14 protein-coding genes and 1 pseudogene are annotated in these 17,267 nt (G+C 61.4%); 4 read left to right on the forward strand and 11 right to left on the reverse strand.

Annotated elements, in window-relative coordinates:
* Window positions 1–3: 3 nt before the first annotated feature.
* From ccoO (ACEN83_RS09195) to ccoN (ACEN83_RS09220), 6 genes are all read right to left on the reverse strand, one after another.
* A complete protein-coding gene (gene ccoO / locus ACEN83_RS09195) occupies window positions 4–612 on the reverse strand; it encodes a cytochrome-c oxidase, cbb3-type subunit II (protein ID WP_011333287.1) in 609 nt (202 codons plus the stop codon).
* On the reverse strand, window positions 612–2,054 hold the full coding sequence (gene ccoN, locus ACEN83_RS09200; RefSeq protein ID WP_007974131.1) for a cytochrome-c oxidase, cbb3-type subunit I: 1,443 nt from the start codon (window positions 2,052–2,054) through the stop codon (window positions 612–614). Before ccoN (ACEN83_RS09200) ends, ccoO (ACEN83_RS09195) begins: the two co-directional genes overlap by 1 nt.
* Before the next feature lie 500 nt (window positions 2,055–2,554).
* Complete coding sequence (gene ccoP, locus ACEN83_RS09205) at window positions 2,555–3,511, reverse strand: cytochrome-c oxidase, cbb3-type subunit III (RefSeq protein ID WP_495580074.1); 957 nt, start codon at window positions 3,509–3,511, stop codon at window positions 2,555–2,557.
* The gene (locus ACEN83_RS09210; RefSeq protein ID WP_116582845.1) at window positions 3,508–3,705 is read right to left on the reverse strand and encodes a cbb3-type cytochrome oxidase subunit 3; all 198 of its coding nucleotides are present in this window, start codon (window positions 3,703–3,705) and stop codon (window positions 3,508–3,510) included. Before ACEN83_RS09210 ends, ccoP begins: the two co-directional genes overlap by 4 nt.
* A gap of 3 nt (window positions 3,706–3,708) precedes the next feature.
* Window positions 3,709–4,317, reverse strand: a complete 609-nt coding sequence (gene ccoO, locus ACEN83_RS09215) for a cytochrome-c oxidase, cbb3-type subunit II (protein ID WP_007974128.1) — start codon at window positions 4,315–4,317, stop codon at window positions 3,709–3,711.
* Window positions 4,318–4,327: 10 nt separating this feature from the next.
* Complete coding sequence (gene ccoN / locus ACEN83_RS09220) at window positions 4,328–5,752, reverse strand: cytochrome-c oxidase, cbb3-type subunit I (protein WP_116582844.1); 1,425 nt, start codon at window positions 5,750–5,752, stop codon at window positions 4,328–4,330.
* A 95-nt stretch (window positions 5,753–5,847) separates the two neighbouring features.
* On the opposite strand from ccoN (ACEN83_RS09220), the gene ACEN83_RS09225 reads away from it, so the two are divergent.
* Window positions 5,848–6,525 carry an alpha/beta family hydrolase gene (locus tag ACEN83_RS09225; RefSeq protein WP_495580075.1) on the forward strand — a complete coding sequence of 226 codons (678 nt, stop codon included), beginning with the start codon at window positions 5,848–5,850 and terminating at the stop codon, window positions 6,523–6,525.
* Between the two features lie 203 nt (window positions 6,526–6,728).
* On the opposite strand, the gene ACEN83_RS09230 is transcribed toward ACEN83_RS09225, so the two are convergent.
* The 3 genes and pseudogenes from ACEN83_RS09230 to acnA all read right to left on the reverse strand — a co-directional run bounded on the left by ACEN83_RS09230 (window position 6,729) and on the right by acnA (window position 12,174).
* Entirely contained in the window at window positions 6,729–8,294 is a 1,566-nt protein-coding gene (locus tag ACEN83_RS09230; protein ID WP_116582842.1) for a methyl-accepting chemotaxis protein, read from the reverse strand.
* Between the two features lie 105 nt (window positions 8,295–8,399).
* Window positions 8,400–9,191, reverse strand: a complete 792-nt coding sequence (locus ACEN83_RS09235; protein ID WP_495580076.1) for a CPBP family intramembrane glutamic endopeptidase — start codon at window positions 9,189–9,191, stop codon at window positions 8,400–8,402.
* Window positions 9,192–9,432: 241 nt separating this feature from the next.
* Window positions 9,433–12,174: pseudogene (gene acnA / locus ACEN83_RS09240) on the reverse strand (aconitate hydratase AcnA).
* A gap of 222 nt (window positions 12,175–12,396) precedes the next feature.
* On the opposite strand from acnA, the gene rlmM reads away from it, so the two are divergent.
* Both rlmM and tusA read left to right on the forward strand, forming a co-directional pair.
* On the forward strand, window positions 12,397–13,470 hold the full coding sequence (gene rlmM / locus ACEN83_RS09245) for a 23S rRNA (cytidine(2498)-2'-O)-methyltransferase RlmM (RefSeq protein WP_007974072.1): 1,074 nt from the start codon (window positions 12,397–12,399) through the stop codon (window positions 13,468–13,470).
* Window positions 13,471–13,638: 168 nt separating this feature from the next.
* The gene (gene tusA / locus ACEN83_RS09250; protein ID WP_007974070.1) at window positions 13,639–13,890 is read left to right on the forward strand and encodes a sulfurtransferase TusA; all 252 of its coding nucleotides are present in this window, start codon (window positions 13,639–13,641) and stop codon (window positions 13,888–13,890) included.
* A gap of 48 nt (window positions 13,891–13,938) precedes the next feature.
* Here tusA and ACEN83_RS09255 read toward each other — a convergent pair whose 3' ends face one another.
* Window positions 13,939–15,348, reverse strand: a complete 1,410-nt coding sequence (locus ACEN83_RS09255; protein ID WP_495580077.1) for an MATE family efflux transporter — start codon at window positions 15,346–15,348, stop codon at window positions 13,939–13,941.
* A 246-nt stretch (window positions 15,349–15,594) separates the two neighbouring features.
* Here ACEN83_RS09255 and pdxB point away from each other — a divergent pair, with 246 nt between their 5' ends.
* Entirely contained in the window at window positions 15,595–16,737 is a 1,143-nt protein-coding gene (pdxB, locus tag ACEN83_RS09260) for a 4-phosphoerythronate dehydrogenase PdxB (protein WP_495580078.1), read from the forward strand.
* Between the two features lie 172 nt (window positions 16,738–16,909).
* Here pdxB and ACEN83_RS09265 read toward each other — a convergent pair whose 3' ends face one another.
* Window positions 16,910–17,089 carry a PA1571 family protein gene (locus ACEN83_RS09265; RefSeq protein ID WP_104449729.1) on the reverse strand — a complete coding sequence of 60 codons (180 nt, stop codon included), beginning with the start codon at window positions 17,087–17,089 and terminating at the stop codon, window positions 16,910–16,912.
* Window positions 17,090–17,267 lie beyond the last annotated feature (178 nt).

Here is a 17,267-nt window from a genome sequence, read left to right on the forward strand (position 1 = left end):
AAATCACCGTTTGCTTTTGATGATGGTGCCCAGGCCTTGCAGATAGGCCACCAGCGCGTCCATTTCGGTTTTGCCCTTCACGGCATCCCTGGCACCGGCGATGTCTTCGTCGGTGTAAGGGACGCCGAGCGTGCGCAACACTTCCATTTTCTTGGCGGTGTCTTTGCCGTCGAGCTTGTTTTCCACGAGGAACGGGTAGGCCGGCATTTTCGACTCGGGCACGACGTTGCGCGGGTTGTACAAGTGCGCACGCTGCCAGTCATCGGAGTAACGACCGCCGACACGGGCCAGGTCCGGACCGGTACGCTTGGAACCCCACAGGAACGGGTGGTCCCAGACGCTTTCACCGGCGACCGAGTAGTGGCCGTAGCGTTCGGTTTCAGCACGGAACGGACGGATCATCTGCGAGTGGCAGCCGACACAACCGTTGGCGATATAAACGTCCCGGCCTTCCAGTTCAAGGGCGGTGCGGGGCTTCATGCCCTCGACCGGCTTGTTGGTGACGTCCTGGAAAAACAGCGGAACGATCTGGGTCAGGCCGCCGACGCTGACGGCGATGACCATGAAGAAGGCCAGCAGGCCAATATTCTTCTCGACTGCTTCATGCTTCATCAGTGAGCTCCAACTACGACGATCTGTTCGGCGGCTTCGGCTTCAGCCGGGTTCGAGGCACGTACGGTACGGAAGACGTTGTAGGCCATGAACAGCATGCCGGTGGCGAAGAACGCACCGCCCAGGGCGCGAACGATGAAGCCCGGGTGGCTGGCTTGCAGCGCTTCGACGAACGAGTAGGTGAGGGTGCCGTCGTCGTTGATTGCACGCCACATCAGGCCCTGGGTGATGCCGTTGACCCACATCGAGGCGATGTAGAGCACGGTACCGATGGTCGCGAGCCAGAAGTGCGTGTTGATCAGGCCGGTGCTGTGCATCTGCGCACGACCGAACAGTTTCGGGATCATGTGGTAGATGGCGCCGATCGAGATCATCGCAACCCAGCCCAGAGCGCCGGCGTGTACGTGGCCGATGGTCCAGTCGGTGTAGTGCGACAACGAGTTGACGGTCTTGATGGCCATCATCGGGCCTTCGAAGGTCGACATGCCGTAGAACGCCAGGGACACCACGAGGAAACGCAGGATCGGGTCGGTGCGCAGCTTATGCCAGGCGCCCGACAGGGTCATCATGCCGTTGATCATGCCGCCCCAGCTTGGTGCCAGCAGGATGATCGACATCGCCATGCCCAGCGACTGAGCCCAGTCCGGCAGTGCGGTGTAGTGCAGGTGGTGGGGACCGGCCCAGATGTACAGGGTGATCAGTGCCCAGAAGTGCACGATCGACAGGCGATAGGAGTAGATCGGACGCTCGGCCTGTTTCGGCACGAAGTAGTACATCATGCCCAGGAAGCCGGTGGTCAGGAAGAAGCCCACGGCGTTGTGGCCGTACCACCACTGGATCATTGCGTCAGTCGCACCCGAGTAGGCCGAGTAGGACTTGAACAGGCTGACCGGCAGCGACATGTGGTTGACGATGTGCAGCATCGCGGTCACGACGATGAACGCGCCGTAGAACCAGTTACCCACATAGATGTGCTTGGTCTTGCGCTTGACGATGGTGCCGAAGAACACCAGACCGTAGGTGACCCAGACAATGGCCAGCAGAATAGCCAGGGGCCATTCCAGTTCCGCGTATTCCTTGGTGGTGGTGAAACCCATCGGCAAGGTAATGATCGCGCCGACGATCACCGCTTGCCATCCCCAGAAGGTGAAGGCAGCGAGGCTGTCGGAAATCAGTCGCGTTTGGCAGGTTCGCTGCACGACGTAATAAGAAGTGGCAAACAGTGCACATCCACCGAAGGCGAAAATCACCAGGTTGGTGTGCAGCGGGCGCAGGCGTCCAAAGCTCGTCCATGGCAGACCGAAATTCAACTCCGGCCAGACAAGTTGCGAGGCGATGAAGACACCGAGCCCCATGCCAAGGATCCCCCAGACCACCGTCATGATGGCGAACTGGCGGACTACCTTATAGTTATAAGCAGTCGGACTGATTGCTGTGCTCATTCTAAGGTTCCACGGTTTGGGTGTTTTATTAGGATTAAAAATCGGCCGCAAGTATGGAGAAAGCAGGGGGTCATTGCAACGCGCCATGACCTGGGTCAATGCTTTCAAATGCTGATTCTGCGGCCTTTCCATGCGCCGCGTAGGGACAAAATTGCCCGCGGGCAAAACGTCCCGGCGGATTGATCAGGCGAGGGGGTCAGGTCGGATGTAACTAGGTGTGTTCAAACGCAACGTTTGGCTGACCGAAGGCAATTGGCGCGACAGCCGGTATCTACCAGCCTTTGCGGCCTGTCATCGGGCAGATTCGTCGAACACATCGTTCAGGGTCGACCTGGAACCGGCACCGGCCAGTCCGCATCGGGGGAAGCTTAGACCTGAATCCGGGGAACCGAAAGGAAGAGTCAAAGAGGGTGCGACAATGCGTCGCAAAGACGCAGCGGCAAGCTTCAAGCCGCAAGCTTCAAGTCAGAACTCGTCGCTTGCAGCTCTTGCTTTTGACGTTACTTGCCGCTTTCAGCTTGAAGCTTGCCGCTCAACTGCTCATCACCTCTGGAAAGGCTGTACACGTAGGCCGCGAGCAGTTGCACCTTGTCATTGCCGAGCAGGTCGTTCTGCGCCGGCATATGGCCCTGGCGGCCATGCCGAATCGTCTGTTCAAGCTGCGTCAGGCTGGTGCCGTAAATGAAGCCGGCCGGGTGCGTCAGGTTCGGCGCGCCCATGGCTTCGGTGCCCTGGCCGTTTGCTCCATGACAGGCGACGCAGGTGGTGCTGAAGGCTTGCTGTCCGGCTTGCAGGTCCGCCTTGCTGCCTTCCGGCAATGGCAGGCCGGCCAGATCATGGCGCACATAAGCGGCGACGTTTTTCACGCCTTCTTCCCCCAGGACTTCGCCCCAGGCCGGCATCATCGCCATCCGGCCACCCATGATGGTGGTCTTGATGGTTTCTGCGTGGCCGCCCCAGCGCCAGTCGCTGTCGGTCAGGTTGGGGAAACCGAATGCACCCTTGGCATCCGAGCCGTGGCATACCGAACAGTTCGAGGCAAACAGGCGGCCGCCCATTTTCAACGCTTGCGGGTCTTTGGCCACTTCTTCCAGTGGCATGGCCGCGAATTTGGCGAAGATCGGTCCGAACTTCGCGTCAGCCCTGGCCATTTCCTTTTCCCACTCGTGGGCGCCGGTCCAGCCGTTCTCATAGCCGGGGAGGACGCCTTTCCAGTTGCCCAGGCCCGGATAAAGGATCAGGTAGCCGACGGCGAACACCAGCGTGCCAGCGAACAGCATGAACCACCATTGCGGCAGCGGGTTGTCGTACTCCTCGATGCCATCGAAGCTATGGCCCATGGTCTGGTCGACGCTGCCCTTGGTCTCGCCCTTGCGGGTGCCGATCAGCAGCCAGGTCAGGCCGATCAGGCTGCCGATGGTCAGTACGCAGATCCACGTACTCCAGAAGGTGGTCATGGCCGGGTACTCCTTGTTGCTGAATCTTCGGTGATGTCGGGTTGTGGCTCGTCGGCGAACGGCAGCAGGCGCGCTTCGGCGAATTCCGGGCCGCGCTTGCTGTTGAACACCCACAGCGTCAGGCCGACGAAGGCCACGAACACGACGACTGTGCCCAGGCCGCGGATCATTCCAGTGCTCATCTCAACAACCATGGCTCACCTCTTGCTCTTGATGGCAGTGCCGAGCACTTGCAGGTAGGCGACCAGTGCATCCATTTCGCTCTTGCCCTTGAGCGAGGCAACGGCGCCGGAGATGTCTTCGTCGGTGTACGGCACGCCCAGGGTGCGCATGGCCTTGATCTTGGTTTCGGTGTGGCTGCTGTCGAGTTGATTGGCCACCAGCCACGGGTAGGCGGGCATCTTCGACTCCGGCACGACGTTGCGCGGGTTGTACAAGTGCGCGCGGTGCCAGTCGTCCGAGTAGCGCGCACCGACCCGTGCCAGGTCCGGCCCGGTACGTTTCGAACCCCACAGGAATGGATGGTCCCAAACGCTTTCACCGGCCACCGAATAGTGCCCGTAGCGTTCGGTCTCGGCGCGGAACGGACGGATCATCTGTGAGTGACAGCCGACACAGCCTTCGCGGATGTAGATGTCGCGGCCTTCCAGTTGCAGCGCGGTATAGGGCTTCATGCCTTCCACCGGCTTGTTGGTCACGTCCTGGAAGAACAGCGGGACGATCTGGGTCAGGCCGCCGATGCTCACGGCCAGAATCATCAGCAGCAGCAACAGGCCGACGTTTTTCTCGATAGTTTCGTGTTTCATGGCGGACTCCTCAGGCCATCTGCGCGGCAGCGGCAGCTTCGGCAGGCTGCGAGGCCCGCACGGTGCGCCAGGTGTTGTAGGCCATCAGGAACATGCCGCTGAGGAAGATCGCACCGCCCACCAGCCGCACGACGAAGCCAGGGTGGCTGGCCACCAGGGTCTCGACGAAGGAATAGGTCAGCGTGCCGTCCTCGTTCACCGCACGCCACATCAGGCCCTGGGCGATGCCGTTGACCCACATCGAGGCGATGTACAGCACGGTGCCGATAGTGGCGAGCCAGAAGTGCGCGTTGATCAGGCCGATGCTGTGCATCTGCTCGCGTCCGAAGACTTTCGGGATCATGTGGTACAGCGCGCCGATGGAAATCATCGCCACCCAGCCGAGGGCTCCGGCGTGTACGTGGCCGATGGTCCAGTCGGTGTAGTGGGAGAGGGCGTTGACCGTCTTGATGGCCATCATCGGCCCTTCGAAGGTCGACATGCCGTAGAACGCCAGGGACACCACGAGGAAGCGCAGGATCGGGTCGCTGCGCAATTTATGCCAGGCGCCCGACAGGGTCATCATGCCGTTGATCATGCCACCCCAGCTCGGCGCGAGCAGGATCAGCGACATCACCATGCCCAGCGACTGCGCCCAGTCCGGCAGCGCGGTGTAGTGCAGGTGGTGGGGGCCGGCCCAGATGTACAGGGTGATCAGCGCCCAAAAGTGCACGATCGACAAACGATAGGAATACACCGGGCGCTCGGCCTGTTTCGGCACGAAGTAATACATCATGCCGAGGAAACCGGCGGTGAGGAAAAAGCCCACGGCGTTGTGGCCGTACCACCATTGCACCATTGCGTCGGTGGCACCGGAGTACAGCGAGTAGGACTTGGTGAAGCTGACCGGCAATTCCATGTTGTTGACGATGTGCAGGATCGCCACGGTGATGATGAACGCACCGAAGAACCAGTTACCGACATAGATGTGTTTGGTCTTGCGCTGCATGATCGTGCCGAAGAACACGATGGCGTAGGCGACCCAGACAATGGTGATCAGGATGTCGATCGGCCATTCCAGCTCGGCGTATTCCTTGGAACTGGTGTAGCCCAGCGGCAGGCTGATGGCCGCCAGCAGGATCACGAGCTGCCAGCCCCAGAAGCAGAACGCGGCGATTTTCGGCGCAAACAATTGCGTCTGGCAGGTGCGTTGCACCGAATAGAACGAACTGGCGAACAGCGCACAACCGCCGAAGGCGAAGATCACCGCGTTGGTGTGCAGCGGGCGCAAGCGGCCGAAACTGGTCCAGGGCAAATTGAAGTTGAGTTCGGGCCAGACCAACTGGGCAGCGAGAAAAACCCCGAGCCCCATGCCGACGATGCCCCACACCACCGTCATAATGGCGAATTGGCGGACCACCTTGTAGTTGTAGGCGGTACTGATAGAAGTGTTCATGGTTCCCCATCCACGGTTCAGCCGAAGTGAGCGCACTCGCGCAAGGCAGCGCACTCTTCGGCCGGAGTTATAGGCAGACTAAAAGCGAGGCAAGCATGGACAAAGGGCACAAGGCCGGTATTGACGGGGATCAATGGGCGCAGTGCGTGCGGGATCATGGATGGTTGTGGAATGCCGCGGCTGGCAAGGCCACGGCGACGCTGATCCTCGCCCACGGCGCCGGCGCACCGATGGACAGCGACTGGATGAGCGACATGGCTGCACGCCTCGCCGCTCAAGGCGTCAACGTGTTGCGCTTTGAATTTCCCTACATGGCGCAGCGGCGCCTCGACGGCGGCAAGCGCCCACCGAATCCGGCGCCGAAACTGCTCGAATGCTGGCGCGAGGTGTATGCCCAGGTGCGACGCCATGTCACTGGGCCGCTGGCGATCGGCGGCAAGTCCATGGGCGGGCGCATGGCCAGTTTGCTCGCCGATGAGTTGGGGGCGGATGGGCTGGTGTGCCTGGGGTATCCGTTTTATGCGGTGGGCAAGCCGGAGAAGCCACGGGTCGAGCATTTGGCTGCTTTGAAAACCCGAACCCTGATTGTGCAGGGCGATCGGGATGCTCTGGGCAATCGCGAGGCGGTCGAGGGTTACACCTTGTCACCGAGCATTGAAGTGCTCTGGCTGGCGGCGGGGGATCATGATTTGAAGCCGCTGAAGGCTTCCGGGTTTAGTCATGAGCAGCATTTGGCGGCTGCGGCTGAGAGGGTGGCTTCATACCTTCAGTGAAAGGTGTGGTGTGGCAAATGGCTTCTTCGCGGGCAAGCCCGCTCCCACAGTGATCTGTGGTGTGGCTTGATCGTGTGATCAATGCAAAACCCTGTGGGAGCGGGCTTGCCCGCGAAGAGGCCGCACAGGCGACATGCTTTTCAAATTGATAATAAAAAACCCGGAAGCTTCCACTGTCCGGGCTTTTTATGAATCAACCACAATCAGCGGTTGAACCGCTCCACCAACGAATACTGGGTATTCGCGGTCTTGGTCAGCTCTTCACTCAACAACGCCGAGTTTTGCGCCTGTTCCGAGGTCTGGTCCGCCAGCTCCGAGATGTTGCTGATGTTGCGGCTGATTTCTTCGGCCACGGCACTTTGCTCTTCGGTCGCGGCGGCGATCTGGGTGGTCATGTCGGTGATGTTGGCCACCGCTTCACTGATCCCCACCAGCGCCTGGTCCGCTTCCAGCACCCGCGCCACGCCTTCTTCGGCCTGGCGATGCCCGGCTTCCATGGTTTGCACCGCAGTGCCGGCGGTGTGCTGGAGCTTGGCGATCAGCGCATGGATCTGCCCGGTGGACTCGCTGGTGCGTTGTGCCAGCTGGCGGACTTCGTCGGCCACCACGGCAAAACCACGCCCCATCTCACCGGCACGGGCCGCTTCGATGGCGGCGTTCAGGGCCAGCAGGTTGGTCTGGTCGGCGATGCCTTTGATCACGTCGACCACGCCACCGATTTCGTTGCTGTCCTTGGCCAGCTGGGTCACGGTGACGCCGGTTTCACCCACCACTACCGACAGGCGCTGGATGGCTTCGCGGGTTTCCCCGGCGATGTCACGACCGCGACCGGTCAGGCGATTGGCTTCCTGGGTGGCATCGGCGGTGCGTTGTACGTGGCTGGCGACTTCCTGGGTGGTCGCGGCCATCTGGTTGACCGCCGTAGCCACTTGCTCGGTCTCGACCCGTTGACGTTCCAGGCCGCTGGAGCTGTTGTGCGCCAGGGCATCGGACTGCCTGGCCTGATCGGTCAAGTGTTCGGCCGTATCCTGCAGACGCGTCAGACAGGTTTTCAAGCGTGCTTCCTGGCTGAGGATGGACATCTCCAGCCGCGCCTGGGCACCGCGACTGTCGGTGTACATCTGTGCGATCAATGGGTCGGAGGTGGTCTGCTCGGCCAGGCGCAGCAAACGCTTGAGACCGCGCTGTTGCCATTGCAGGCCCATCAGGCCCAGCGGCACCGAGAGACCGGCGGCCAGGGCAAAACCCCAATGGGAGTTCAGCGATGCACCGATCATGAAGCTCAACTGGCTGACCAGGATGAACGGCAGCCAGTCCTGCAGGATCGGCAGCCATTTGTCCGAAGAGGGAATGGCTGACTTGCCCTGGTTGATGCGTTGGTAGAGCGCCTCGGCACGGCGGATCTGTTCGGCGGTGGGCTTGACCCGCACCGACTCGTAACCGGTCACCTGATTGCCTTCGAAGATCGGTGTCACATAGGCGTTCACCCAGTAGTGGTCACCGCTCTTGCAGCGATTCTTCACAATGCCCATCCATGGCAAGCCTTGTTTCAGTGTGCCCCACATGTGTGCGAACACCGCGGCCGGGACGTCGGGGTGACGGACCAGGTTGTGCGGTGCACGGATCAGTTCCTCTCGGGAATACCCGCTGATATCGACGAAGTCGTCGTTGCAGTAGGTGATCATGCCCTTGGCATCGGTGGTGGAAATCAACCGTTGCTGAGCCGGGAAGGTCCGCTCGCGTTGTGTAATTGGCTGGTTGTTACGCATGGCTTTTTTAGTCCGCAAGGCTTTCAAGTGCTGTATCGGCGAGGTCGGCGGATTGTTGAGTTTATTTTTTGATAATCGGCAATGCGTCGCAAAATGACCCTTGCGTCAGCCGGCGAGCATCGGATAGGTGAACAGGCCGAAGTGCAGCAGGTTCAAGCCGAAGTGGGTGGCAATGGCGGCCGGCAGCCCGCCGAATCGGTAGGCCAGGCCATAGCCGATCCCGGCCAGGCTGGCCAGCAGGACCCATTGCCAGCCTGCCCCGGCATGGGCCAGGCCGAAGATCAACGAAGCCAGGAGCAGGGCAAGGTTTTCGCCATGGCGCAGGTTTTTCAGGCATCGGTTCAGGCCACCCTGGATATAGCCGCGGAACAGCGCTTCCTCGACCAGCGTCACCAGCAGCAGATTGTTCAGTAGCCATAACCAGGCTTGATCGGGCCATTTCGGCGCCCAAGTGACGACACCCAGCAACAGCGCGCCGCCCAGCGCCAGCACGGCGCTCAAGGTCAGGGCCATTGCGGTGGCATACAGCGACAATCGAAGCGAACGGCGGCCGACAATCCACGGACAAACCAGCAATAGCCAGAAGCCGATCAGCGGCTTGTCCAGGTTCAGGTGCATGGCGAATGACGCAGCATCGTCGGTAAAGCGCTGGGGATCGATAACGCGACCGTTGTAGAAACCGGGTAGCCAATGCGTCGCCAAGGCCAGGGCCAGGACGATGAACAGACCGTGGCCGAGGTAGCGGACAAAAGGGATCTCGCGCTGGCGAACTGCCGCGCCAGCGACCAGCAACAAGGACACCGTGATTGCCGAGAGCCAACCGAGGTGGCCGTAGGTCAGCGCCAGAGCGTAACCGAGGGAAAGCAGGGCCAGAAACGTCCATGGCAGGGCAATCATGTGAAGTCCTTGAGTTGAAGTCTTGCGAACGCCCCTGATGTCCTGTGGGAGCGGGCTTGCTCGCGAAGAGGCCAGGACATTCAACACGTGTGTCGACTGATCCAGCGCATTCGCGAGCAAGCCCGCTCCCACATTTGCTCATGTGTCAGGCATGAAAGGGGGAGCATGAGGCGAGCGATTGTACTGGCGGGCGCCCAGACAAAAAACACCGCCCGAAGGCGGTGTTTGTATCAGCGCATGGCTAGGAGGCAATCAGCTGCCGCAACACGTAATGCAGAATCCCTCCGGACTTGAAGTACTCCACCTCATTGAGTGTATCGATGCGGCACAGCACCTCGACCTTCTCGCGGCTGCCGTCTTCGCGAGTGATGACCAGCGTCAGGTTCATCCGTGGCGTCAGCTCGACGCCGGTCAAACCGAGGATGTCCAGGGTTTCACTGCCGTTCAGGTTCAGGCTCTTGCGGTTCTGATCCAGCTTGAACTGCAGCGGCAGTACGCCCATGCCCACCAGGTTGGAGCGGTGGATACGTTCGAAGCTTTCGGCGATGACCGCTTTGACGCCCAGCAGATTGGTGCCTTTGGCCGCCCAGTCGCGGCTCGATCCGGTGCCGTATTCCTGGCCGGCAATCACCACCAGCGGGGTGCCCGATGCCTGATAGCGCATGGCGGCGTCGTAGATCGGCATTTTTTCCCCGGTGGGAATGTAGCGGGTGTTGCCGCCTTCCTCGCCGCCGAGCATTTCGTTGCGTATGCGGATGTTGGCGAAGGTGCCGCGCATCATCACTTCATGGTTGCCGCGTCGCGAACCGTAGGAATTGAAGTCTCGCGGTTCCACGCCTTTATCTCGCAGGTAGTGCCCCGCCGGGCTGTCCGCCTTGATGTTGCCGGCCGGGGAGATGTGATCAGTGGTCACCGAGTCGCCGAGCAGGGCGAGAATGTTCGCTGCGCTGACATCCTTGACCACGGGCGGCGGGCCGCCGATGTCGTCGAAGAAGGGTGGGTGCTGGATGTAGGTCGAGTCGTCCTGCCAGACATAGGTCGCCGCTTGCGGAACCTCGATCGCCTGCCATTGTTCGTCTCCGGCAAACACTTCGGCGTATTCCTTGTGGAACATGGCGGTGTTGACCTGATTCACTGCGTCGGCGATTTCTTTGCTGCTGGGCCAGATGTCGCGCAGGTAAACCGGTTTGCCGTCCTTGTCTTCGCCCAGCGGTTCGCGGCTGAGGTCGGTGCGTACCGTGCCCGCCAACGCATAGGCGACCACCAGCGGCGGGGAGGCCAGCCAGTTGGTTTTCACCAGTGGATGCACCCGGCCTTCGAAATTGCGATTGCCCGAGAGTACCGATGCCACGGTGAGGTCGGCTTGCTGGATGGCCTTCTCGATGGGTTCCGGCAGCGGTCCGGAGTTGCCGATGCAGGTGGTGCAGCCGTAACCGACCAGGGCAAAGCCCAATTCATCGAGGTAGCGGGTCAGGTCGGCAGCCTTGTAATAGTCGGTGACCACCTTCGAACCGGGGGCCAGTGAACTCTTCACCCAGGGTTTGCGTTTCAGGCCTTTTTCCACGGCCTTCTTCGCCACCAGTCCGGCCGCCATCATCACGCTCGGGTTGGAGGTGTTGGTGCAGGAGGTGATGGCGGCGATGACCACGGCGCCGTTTTTCAGGCGATAGGTCTGGCCTTCGTAATGGTAATCCGCTTCTCCGGCGAGATCGGCGTTGCCGACGGCGACGCCACCACCGCCCTCGCTTTCCAGGCGGCCTTCTTCCTTGCTGGTGGGTTTGAATTGCAGATCGACGAAGTCGCTGAAGGCTTGCGCGACATTCGGCAGCGACACCCGGTCCTGCGGGCGTTTTGGTCCCGCAAGGCTGGCTTCGACGCTGCCCATGTCCAGCGCCAGGCTGTCGGTGAACACCGGCTCCTGGCCGGGCAGGCGCCACAGGCCCTGGGCCTTGCTGTAGGCTTCGACCAATTGCACTGTTTCAAGGGGGCGGCCGGACAGGCGCAGGTACTCCAGCGTGACGTCGTCCACCGGGAAGAAACCGCAGGTGGCGCCGTATTACGGCGCCATGTTGGCGATGGTTGCGCGGTCGGCCAGCGGCAAGTCGGCAAGCCCGTCGCCGTAGAATTCGACGAATTTGCCCACCACGCCTTTCTTGCGCAGCATCTGGGTGACGGTCAGCACCAGGTCGGTGGCGGTGATGCCTTCCTTGAGCTTGCCGGTGAGTTTGAAACCGATGACTTCGGGAATCAGCATCGACACCGGTTGCCCGAGCATCGCCGCTTCCGCCTCGATACCACCGACGCCCCAGCCGAGCACGCCGAGGCCGTTGATCATGGTGGTGTGGGAGTCGGTGCCGACCAGGGTGTCGGGGAAGGCATAGGTGCGGCCGTCCTCGTCCTTGGTCCAGACCGTGCGACCGAGGTATTCAAGATTCACCTGGTGGCAGATCCCGGTGCCGGGCGGCACTACGCTGAAGTTGTCGAAGGCACTCTGGCCCCAGCGCAGGAACGCATAACGCTCGCCATTGCGCTGCATTTCAATGTCGACGTTCTGCTCGAAAGCGCTGCTGCTGGCGAACTTGTCGACCATCACCGAGTGGTCGATCACCAGGTCCACCGGCGACAGCGGGTTGATGCGCTGTGGATCGCCACCGGCCTTGGCCATCGCCGCGCGCATGGCGGCCAGGTCGACCACGGCGGGAACGCCGGTGAAATCCTGCATCAGCACCCGCGCCGGGCGGTACTGGATTTCGCGGTCGGAGCGGCGCTCCTTGAGCCACGCGGCCAGTGCCTTGAGGTCGGCGCCGGTGACGGTTTTTTCGTCCTCCCAGCGCAGCAGGTTTTCCAGCAGGACTTTCAACGACATCGGCAACCTGTCCAGCTCGCCCAGGCTCCTGGCGGCGTCGGGCAGGCTGAAGTAGTGGTAGGTCTTGTTGCCGACCTGCAGGGTTTTCAACGTCTTCAGGCTATCGAGGGACGGCATTGCGATCACTCCTTGAAGTCCGCACGGCTACGGACTGAGGGGACGGACAGAGCCTTAAACCTAGCCCTGTTTTCGGTAGCTGGCTAATAACTGGACTCTATGGACAGACCCCAGGTTCCGATCTCGGCTATCATGCGCCGGTTTTCGTGACAGGCTTTGCTTCAGGGCAAGCCTGGGCATCGTGCAGTGGCCGAAATTCATCGCCATTGCCCAGGAGTAAGAATGAACACCCTATTCATGCATTGCCGGCCGGGCTTCGAAGGTGAAGTCTGTTCCGAGATTTCCGACCTCGCCGCGCGCTTGAACGTGGCCGGCTACGCCAAGGCCAAAGCCGCCACCGCTTGCGCCGAATTCGTCTGCACCGAAGAAGACGGCGCCGAGCGCCTGATGCGCGGGCAGCGTTTCGCCGAGTTGATCTTCCCGCGCCAGTGGGCCCGGGGGATTTTCATCGATCTGCCGGAAACCGACCGCATCAGCGTGATCCTCGCCCATATGGCGGACTTTCCGCTGTGCGGCAGCCTGTGGCTGGAAATGGTCGACACCAATGATGGCAAGGAACTGTCGAACTTCTGCAAAAAGTTCGAAGTGCACCTGCGCAAGGCGCTGATGGCCGCCGGCAAACTGGTGGAAGACGCGCACAAGCCGCGGTTGTTGCTGACCTTCAAAAGCGGCCGTGAGGTGTTCATGGGGCTGGCCGAGTCGAACAACTCGGCGATGTGGCCAATGGGCATTCCCCGTTTGAAGTTTCCTCGGGAGGCGCCGAGCCGTTCGACCCTGAAGCTGGAAGAGGCGTGGCACCACTTCATCCCGCGCGACCAGTGGGACGAACGCCTGCACAGCGACATGACCGGCGTCGACCTCGGGGCCGCTCCGGGTGGCTGGACCTGGCAACTGGTCAACCGCGGCATGCTGGTGACCGCCATCGACAACGGCCCGATGGCCGAAAGCCTGATGGACACCGGTCTGGTGCAACACCTGATGGCCGACGGTTTCACCTTCAAGCCCAAGCAGCCGGTGGACTGGATGGTCTGCGACATTGTCGAGAAGCCGGCGCGCAATGCGGCGATGCTGGAAGAGTGGATCGGTGACGGCCATTGCCGCGAGGCGGTGGTCAATCTCAAGCTGCCGATGAAACAGCGCTATGCCGAGGTGAAGCGTCTGCTCGAGCGCATTGCCGAGGGTTTCAAGGCGCGGGGCATCAAGGTCGAGATCGGCTGCAAGCAGCTGTACCACGACCGCGAGGAAGTGACCTGCCATTTGCGCCGGCTGGACGTGAAGAAACCCAAGTCCCGCTAGCCGACCGGCCCCCCTGTAGGAGCTGCCGAAGGCTGCGATCTGTTGATCTTGCTTTTAAAGATCAACAGATCGCAGCCTTCGGCAGCTCCTACAGGGGGCGGCGTAATGCCACAGATGACGTTACACCCGGCAATGCGCGACAATGTCGGCCAGTTTCAGGAGTGAATCATGAGTGAAATGCTTGATACGCCGGTAGACGGCACCCTCGATGCCACCGGCCTCAACTGCCCCGAGCCGGTGATGATGCTGCACCAGCACATCCGTGACCTGGTGCCCGGCGGCCTGCTCAAGGTCATCGCGACAGACCCGTCGACCCGTCGTGACATTCCCAAGTTCTGTGTGTTTCTCGACCACGAACTGGTGGCGCAGCACGAGGAGGAGGGCACCTACCTCTACTGGATTCGCAAGAAGTCCGGCTGATGACACCCAAAAAAAGACCTGCAAACGCAGGTCTTTTTTTGGGTGTCATCAGCCCACCGAGCGGCTGTTACGAATTCGCCGGCGCGCACTGAGCGTCAGGCGGATCGACAGCATCAGCGCCGCACAGCTCAAGCCGGCAATCAACCCTTCCCACAGCCCGCTCGGGCCGCTGGCCGGACCGAACCAATCGGTCAGTCCCAGCGCATAGCCGACCGGCAGGCCGATGCCCCAATAGGCGAACAAAGTCAGGATCATGGTCACCCGGGTGTCCTGATACCCACGCAACGCGCCCGCGCAAATCACCTGGATGGCATCGGAAAACTGGTACAGCGCGGCATAGACAATCAACATCGACGCAATCTGGATCACGGCCTTGTCAGGCGTGTAGATCGAGGCGATAGGTTCGCGCAGCAGCAGGATCAGGCTCGCCGAAAACGCCGCGAACACCAGTGCCGCGCCGAGCCCGACCTTCGCCGCGAAACGCGCCTGCCAGGGATTGCCGGCCCCCAGTGCCTGGCCGACGCGCACGGTCACCGCCATGCCCAGCGAATAAGGAATCATGAACAGCAACGAGCTGATATTGAGGGCGATCTGATGCCCGGCCACCACGGTCGAGCCGAGACTGCCGATCAACAGCGCGATGACCGCGAAGATGCTGGACTCGGCGAAGACGGCGATACCGATCGGCAGGCCAATGCCGACCAGGCGCTTGATCACGGCCCATTGCGGGCGGTCGAAGCACACCAGCACCCGGGTGCGGGCATAGAAGGGGGCCCAGAAAGTCCAGCCGGCCATGCTCAACGCCATGAACCACATCACGATGCCGCTGGCCCAGCCGCAACCGACGCCGCCCAGGGCCGGAGCGCCGAAGTGGCCGTAGATCAACGCATAGTTCAGCGGGATGTTCAGCAGCAGGCCGCACAAGCCGATGACCATGCTCGGGCGGGTACGCCCCATGCCATCGCTGTAGCAGCGCAATACGTAATAGAACGCCATGCCGGGGAACCCGAAAGCGATCCCGTGCAGGTAACCCATGCTCGGCTCGATCAATTGCGGATCGACTTTCATCCAGTGCAGGATCGGCTCGGCGCTGAGCAGCAGGCCGCTGCCGATCAAGCCGACACACAATGCCAGCCACAGCGCCTGGCGTACCAGCGGGCCGATCTGGTCGAACTGCGCGGCGCCAAAGCGTTGCGCGACCTTGGGTGTGGTTGCCAGCAGAACGCCGGACATCAACAGGTAGACCGGAATCCAGATCGAGTTGCCCAGGGCCACCGAGGCCAGGTCCCGTGGGCTGACGCGGCCGGCCATCACCGCATCGACGAAGCCCATGGCCGTGGTGGCCAGTTGCGCGATCATGATGGGCAGGGCCAGGCCGAGCAGGCCCTTGAGTTCCAGGCGAACGGGTGTCGTCCGCGCGGGAGCAGTGGCGACGGTACTTTCAATAACAGGATTCAATAGCGAAACGTCCAAGAGGGTTTTGATGCACAGCCGCGCATTCTACGCGTTGACGCGACAGTCAGGAAAAGACTCGTGTTACCGATTTGTAATCTCTGTAGGAGCTGCCGCAGGCTGCGATCTTTTGACTTTGTTTTTAAGCGCAAGATCAAAAGATCGCAGCCTCCGGCAGCTCCTGCACGGTATGCAGGCTAGGCGTAACGAGGCATCTACGCCTACACTGCCGGTCCGCCAAAGGAGCCTGCCATGCTGATTGTTGCCGACGAAAATATCCCCCTGCTCGATGCCTTCTTTGGAGGCTTCGGCGAAATCCGCCGGGTGCCGGGTCGCGCCATCGACCGTGCCACGGTCGAGCAGGCCGATGTGCTGTTGGTGCGTTCGGTGACCAACGTCAATCGCGCGCTGCTCGAAGGCAGCAAGGTGCGCTTTGTCGGTACGTGCACCATCGGCACTGATCATCTGGACCTGGATTACTTTCAGCGGGCCGGCATCACCTGGTCCAGTGCACCGGGCTGCAATGCCCGCGGCGTGGTCGACTATGTGCTCGGCAGCTTGCTGACCCTGGCCGAAATCGAAGGGGCCGACCTGACCCGGCGTACCTACGGCGTGGTCGGCGCCGGCGAGGTGGGCGGCCGACTGGTCAAGGTCCTGCAGGGCCTGGGCTGGAAGGTGCTGGTGTGCGATCCACCCCGGCAGGCGACTGAAGGCGGTGACTACGTCAGCCTCGAGCAGATCATCGAAGCGTGCGACGTCATCAGCCTGCACACGCCGCTGACCAAGCAGGGGCCTCAATCGACCTGGCATCTGTTCGATGAAAAACGCCTGAACCAGCTCAGATCCGGTACCTGGCTGATCAATGCCAGTCGAGGACCGGTGGTCAACAACGCGGCACTGCGCGATGTGCTGCTGGAGCGCGAAGACCTGCAAGCAGTGCTCGATGTCTGGGAAGGCGAGCCTGAAGTCGACGTGACGCTGGCCGAACTGTGCGTGCTGGCCACGCCGCACATTGCCGGTTACAGCCTCGACGGCAAGCAGCGGGGCACCGCGCAGGTTTATCAGGCCTATTGCGATTTCCTCGGGCAACCGGCCCGCGTCAGCCTGAGCGATTTGCTGCCGGCACCCTGGCTGTCGCACGTGACCCTGAATGCGCAAAGCGACCCGGCCTGGGCCTTGGCGATGCTGTGCCGCGGGGTGTATGACCCGCGTCGTGACGATGCGGATTTCCGTCGCAGCCTTGTCGGCAGTGTCAGCGAGCAGCGCGCGGCATTCGATATGCTGCGCAAGAATTATCCTTCGCGCCGCGAGATCGACGGGTTGCAGGTGCGGATCGAGGGGGATGCGCCTGAGTTGCAGCGGATTGTGGCGGCGTTGGGGGCGGCGGCAATCTGATAGACCGCGGCGGCCCCTTCGCGAGCAAGCCCGCTCCCACAGGGGGCTTGTGGTGCATGAAGATCCAGTGTGGGAGCGGGCTTGCTCGCGAAGGGCACCCCCCCAATGTCCAGACAGGCACCCATAAAAAACCCGGCCAACAATGGGCCGGGTCAAGAAGACGGTGGCTATATCACTCTTGTTCGGCAGGCTTGACCAATCGCTTTTCCAGTTCGCTGCATGCTTTCTGGATCATTTCTTCAGTGATCGGTACTTCGCGGCCTTGCTCGTCGATAATCGAGCAGCCCAGAGACTGGTCTGGATGCGTGCGGATCACTTGAATCTTGTCATCGCTGCTGTGTTGCAAGGACATGGCCTGTCTCCTCTTCAGGTTGTGTGCTTACTCTAGAACCGCCAGGTGACCGGGCTATGACAACTCCCTGCGATCTTTCCGGGGGGACAGGACCAGTCCAGCAGAAATGCCTTCGCGTGGCTAGCCGAACTTTAGACCAATAGCGTCTAGCCTCTAGTGTTGGTGGACATAATTAACC

It is taken from the genome of Pseudomonas sp. Pseusp49 (assembly GCF_059491875.1).

Excerpts from the sequence above, each read along its gene's own strand:
- ccoO (WP_011333287.1), bottom strand. The coding sequence starts at position 612 with ATGAAGCATGAAGCAGTCGAGAAGAATATTGGCCTGCTGGCCTTCTTC.
- ccoN (WP_007974131.1), bottom strand. The coding sequence starts at position 2,054 with ATGAGCACAGCAATCAGTCCGACTGCTTATAACTATAAGGTAGTCCGC.
- ccoP (WP_495580074.1), bottom strand. The coding sequence starts at position 3,511 with ATGACCACCTTCTGGAGTACGTGGATCTGCGTACTGACCATCGGCAGC.
- ACEN83_RS09210 (WP_116582845.1), bottom strand. The coding sequence starts at position 3,705 with ATGGTTGTTGAGATGAGCACTGGAATGATCCGCGGCCTGGGCACAGTC.
- ccoO (WP_007974128.1), bottom strand. The coding sequence starts at position 4,317 with ATGAAACACGAAACTATCGAGAAAAACGTCGGCCTGTTGCTGCTGCTG.
- ccoN (WP_116582844.1), bottom strand. The coding sequence starts at position 5,752 with ATGAACACTTCTATCAGTACCGCCTACAACTACAAGGTGGTCCGCCAA.
- ACEN83_RS09225 (WP_495580075.1), top strand. The coding sequence starts at position 5,848 with ATGGACAAAGGGCACAAGGCCGGTATTGACGGGGATCAATGGGCGCAG.
- ACEN83_RS09230 (WP_116582842.1), bottom strand. The coding sequence starts at position 8,294 with ATGCGTAACAACCAGCCAATTACACAACGCGAGCGGACCTTCCCGGCT.
- ACEN83_RS09235 (WP_495580076.1), bottom strand. The coding sequence starts at position 9,191 with ATGATTGCCCTGCCATGGACGTTTCTGGCCCTGCTTTCCCTCGGTTAC.
- rlmM (WP_007974072.1), top strand. The coding sequence starts at position 12,397 with ATGAACACCCTATTCATGCATTGCCGGCCGGGCTTCGAAGGTGAAGTC.
- tusA (WP_007974070.1), top strand. The coding sequence starts at position 13,639 with ATGAGTGAAATGCTTGATACGCCGGTAGACGGCACCCTCGATGCCACC.
- pdxB (WP_495580078.1), top strand. The coding sequence starts at position 15,595 with ATGCTGATTGTTGCCGACGAAAATATCCCCCTGCTCGATGCCTTCTTT.
- ACEN83_RS09265 (WP_104449729.1), bottom strand. The coding sequence starts at position 17,089 with ATGTCCTTGCAACACAGCAGCGATGACAAGATTCAAGTGATCCGCACG.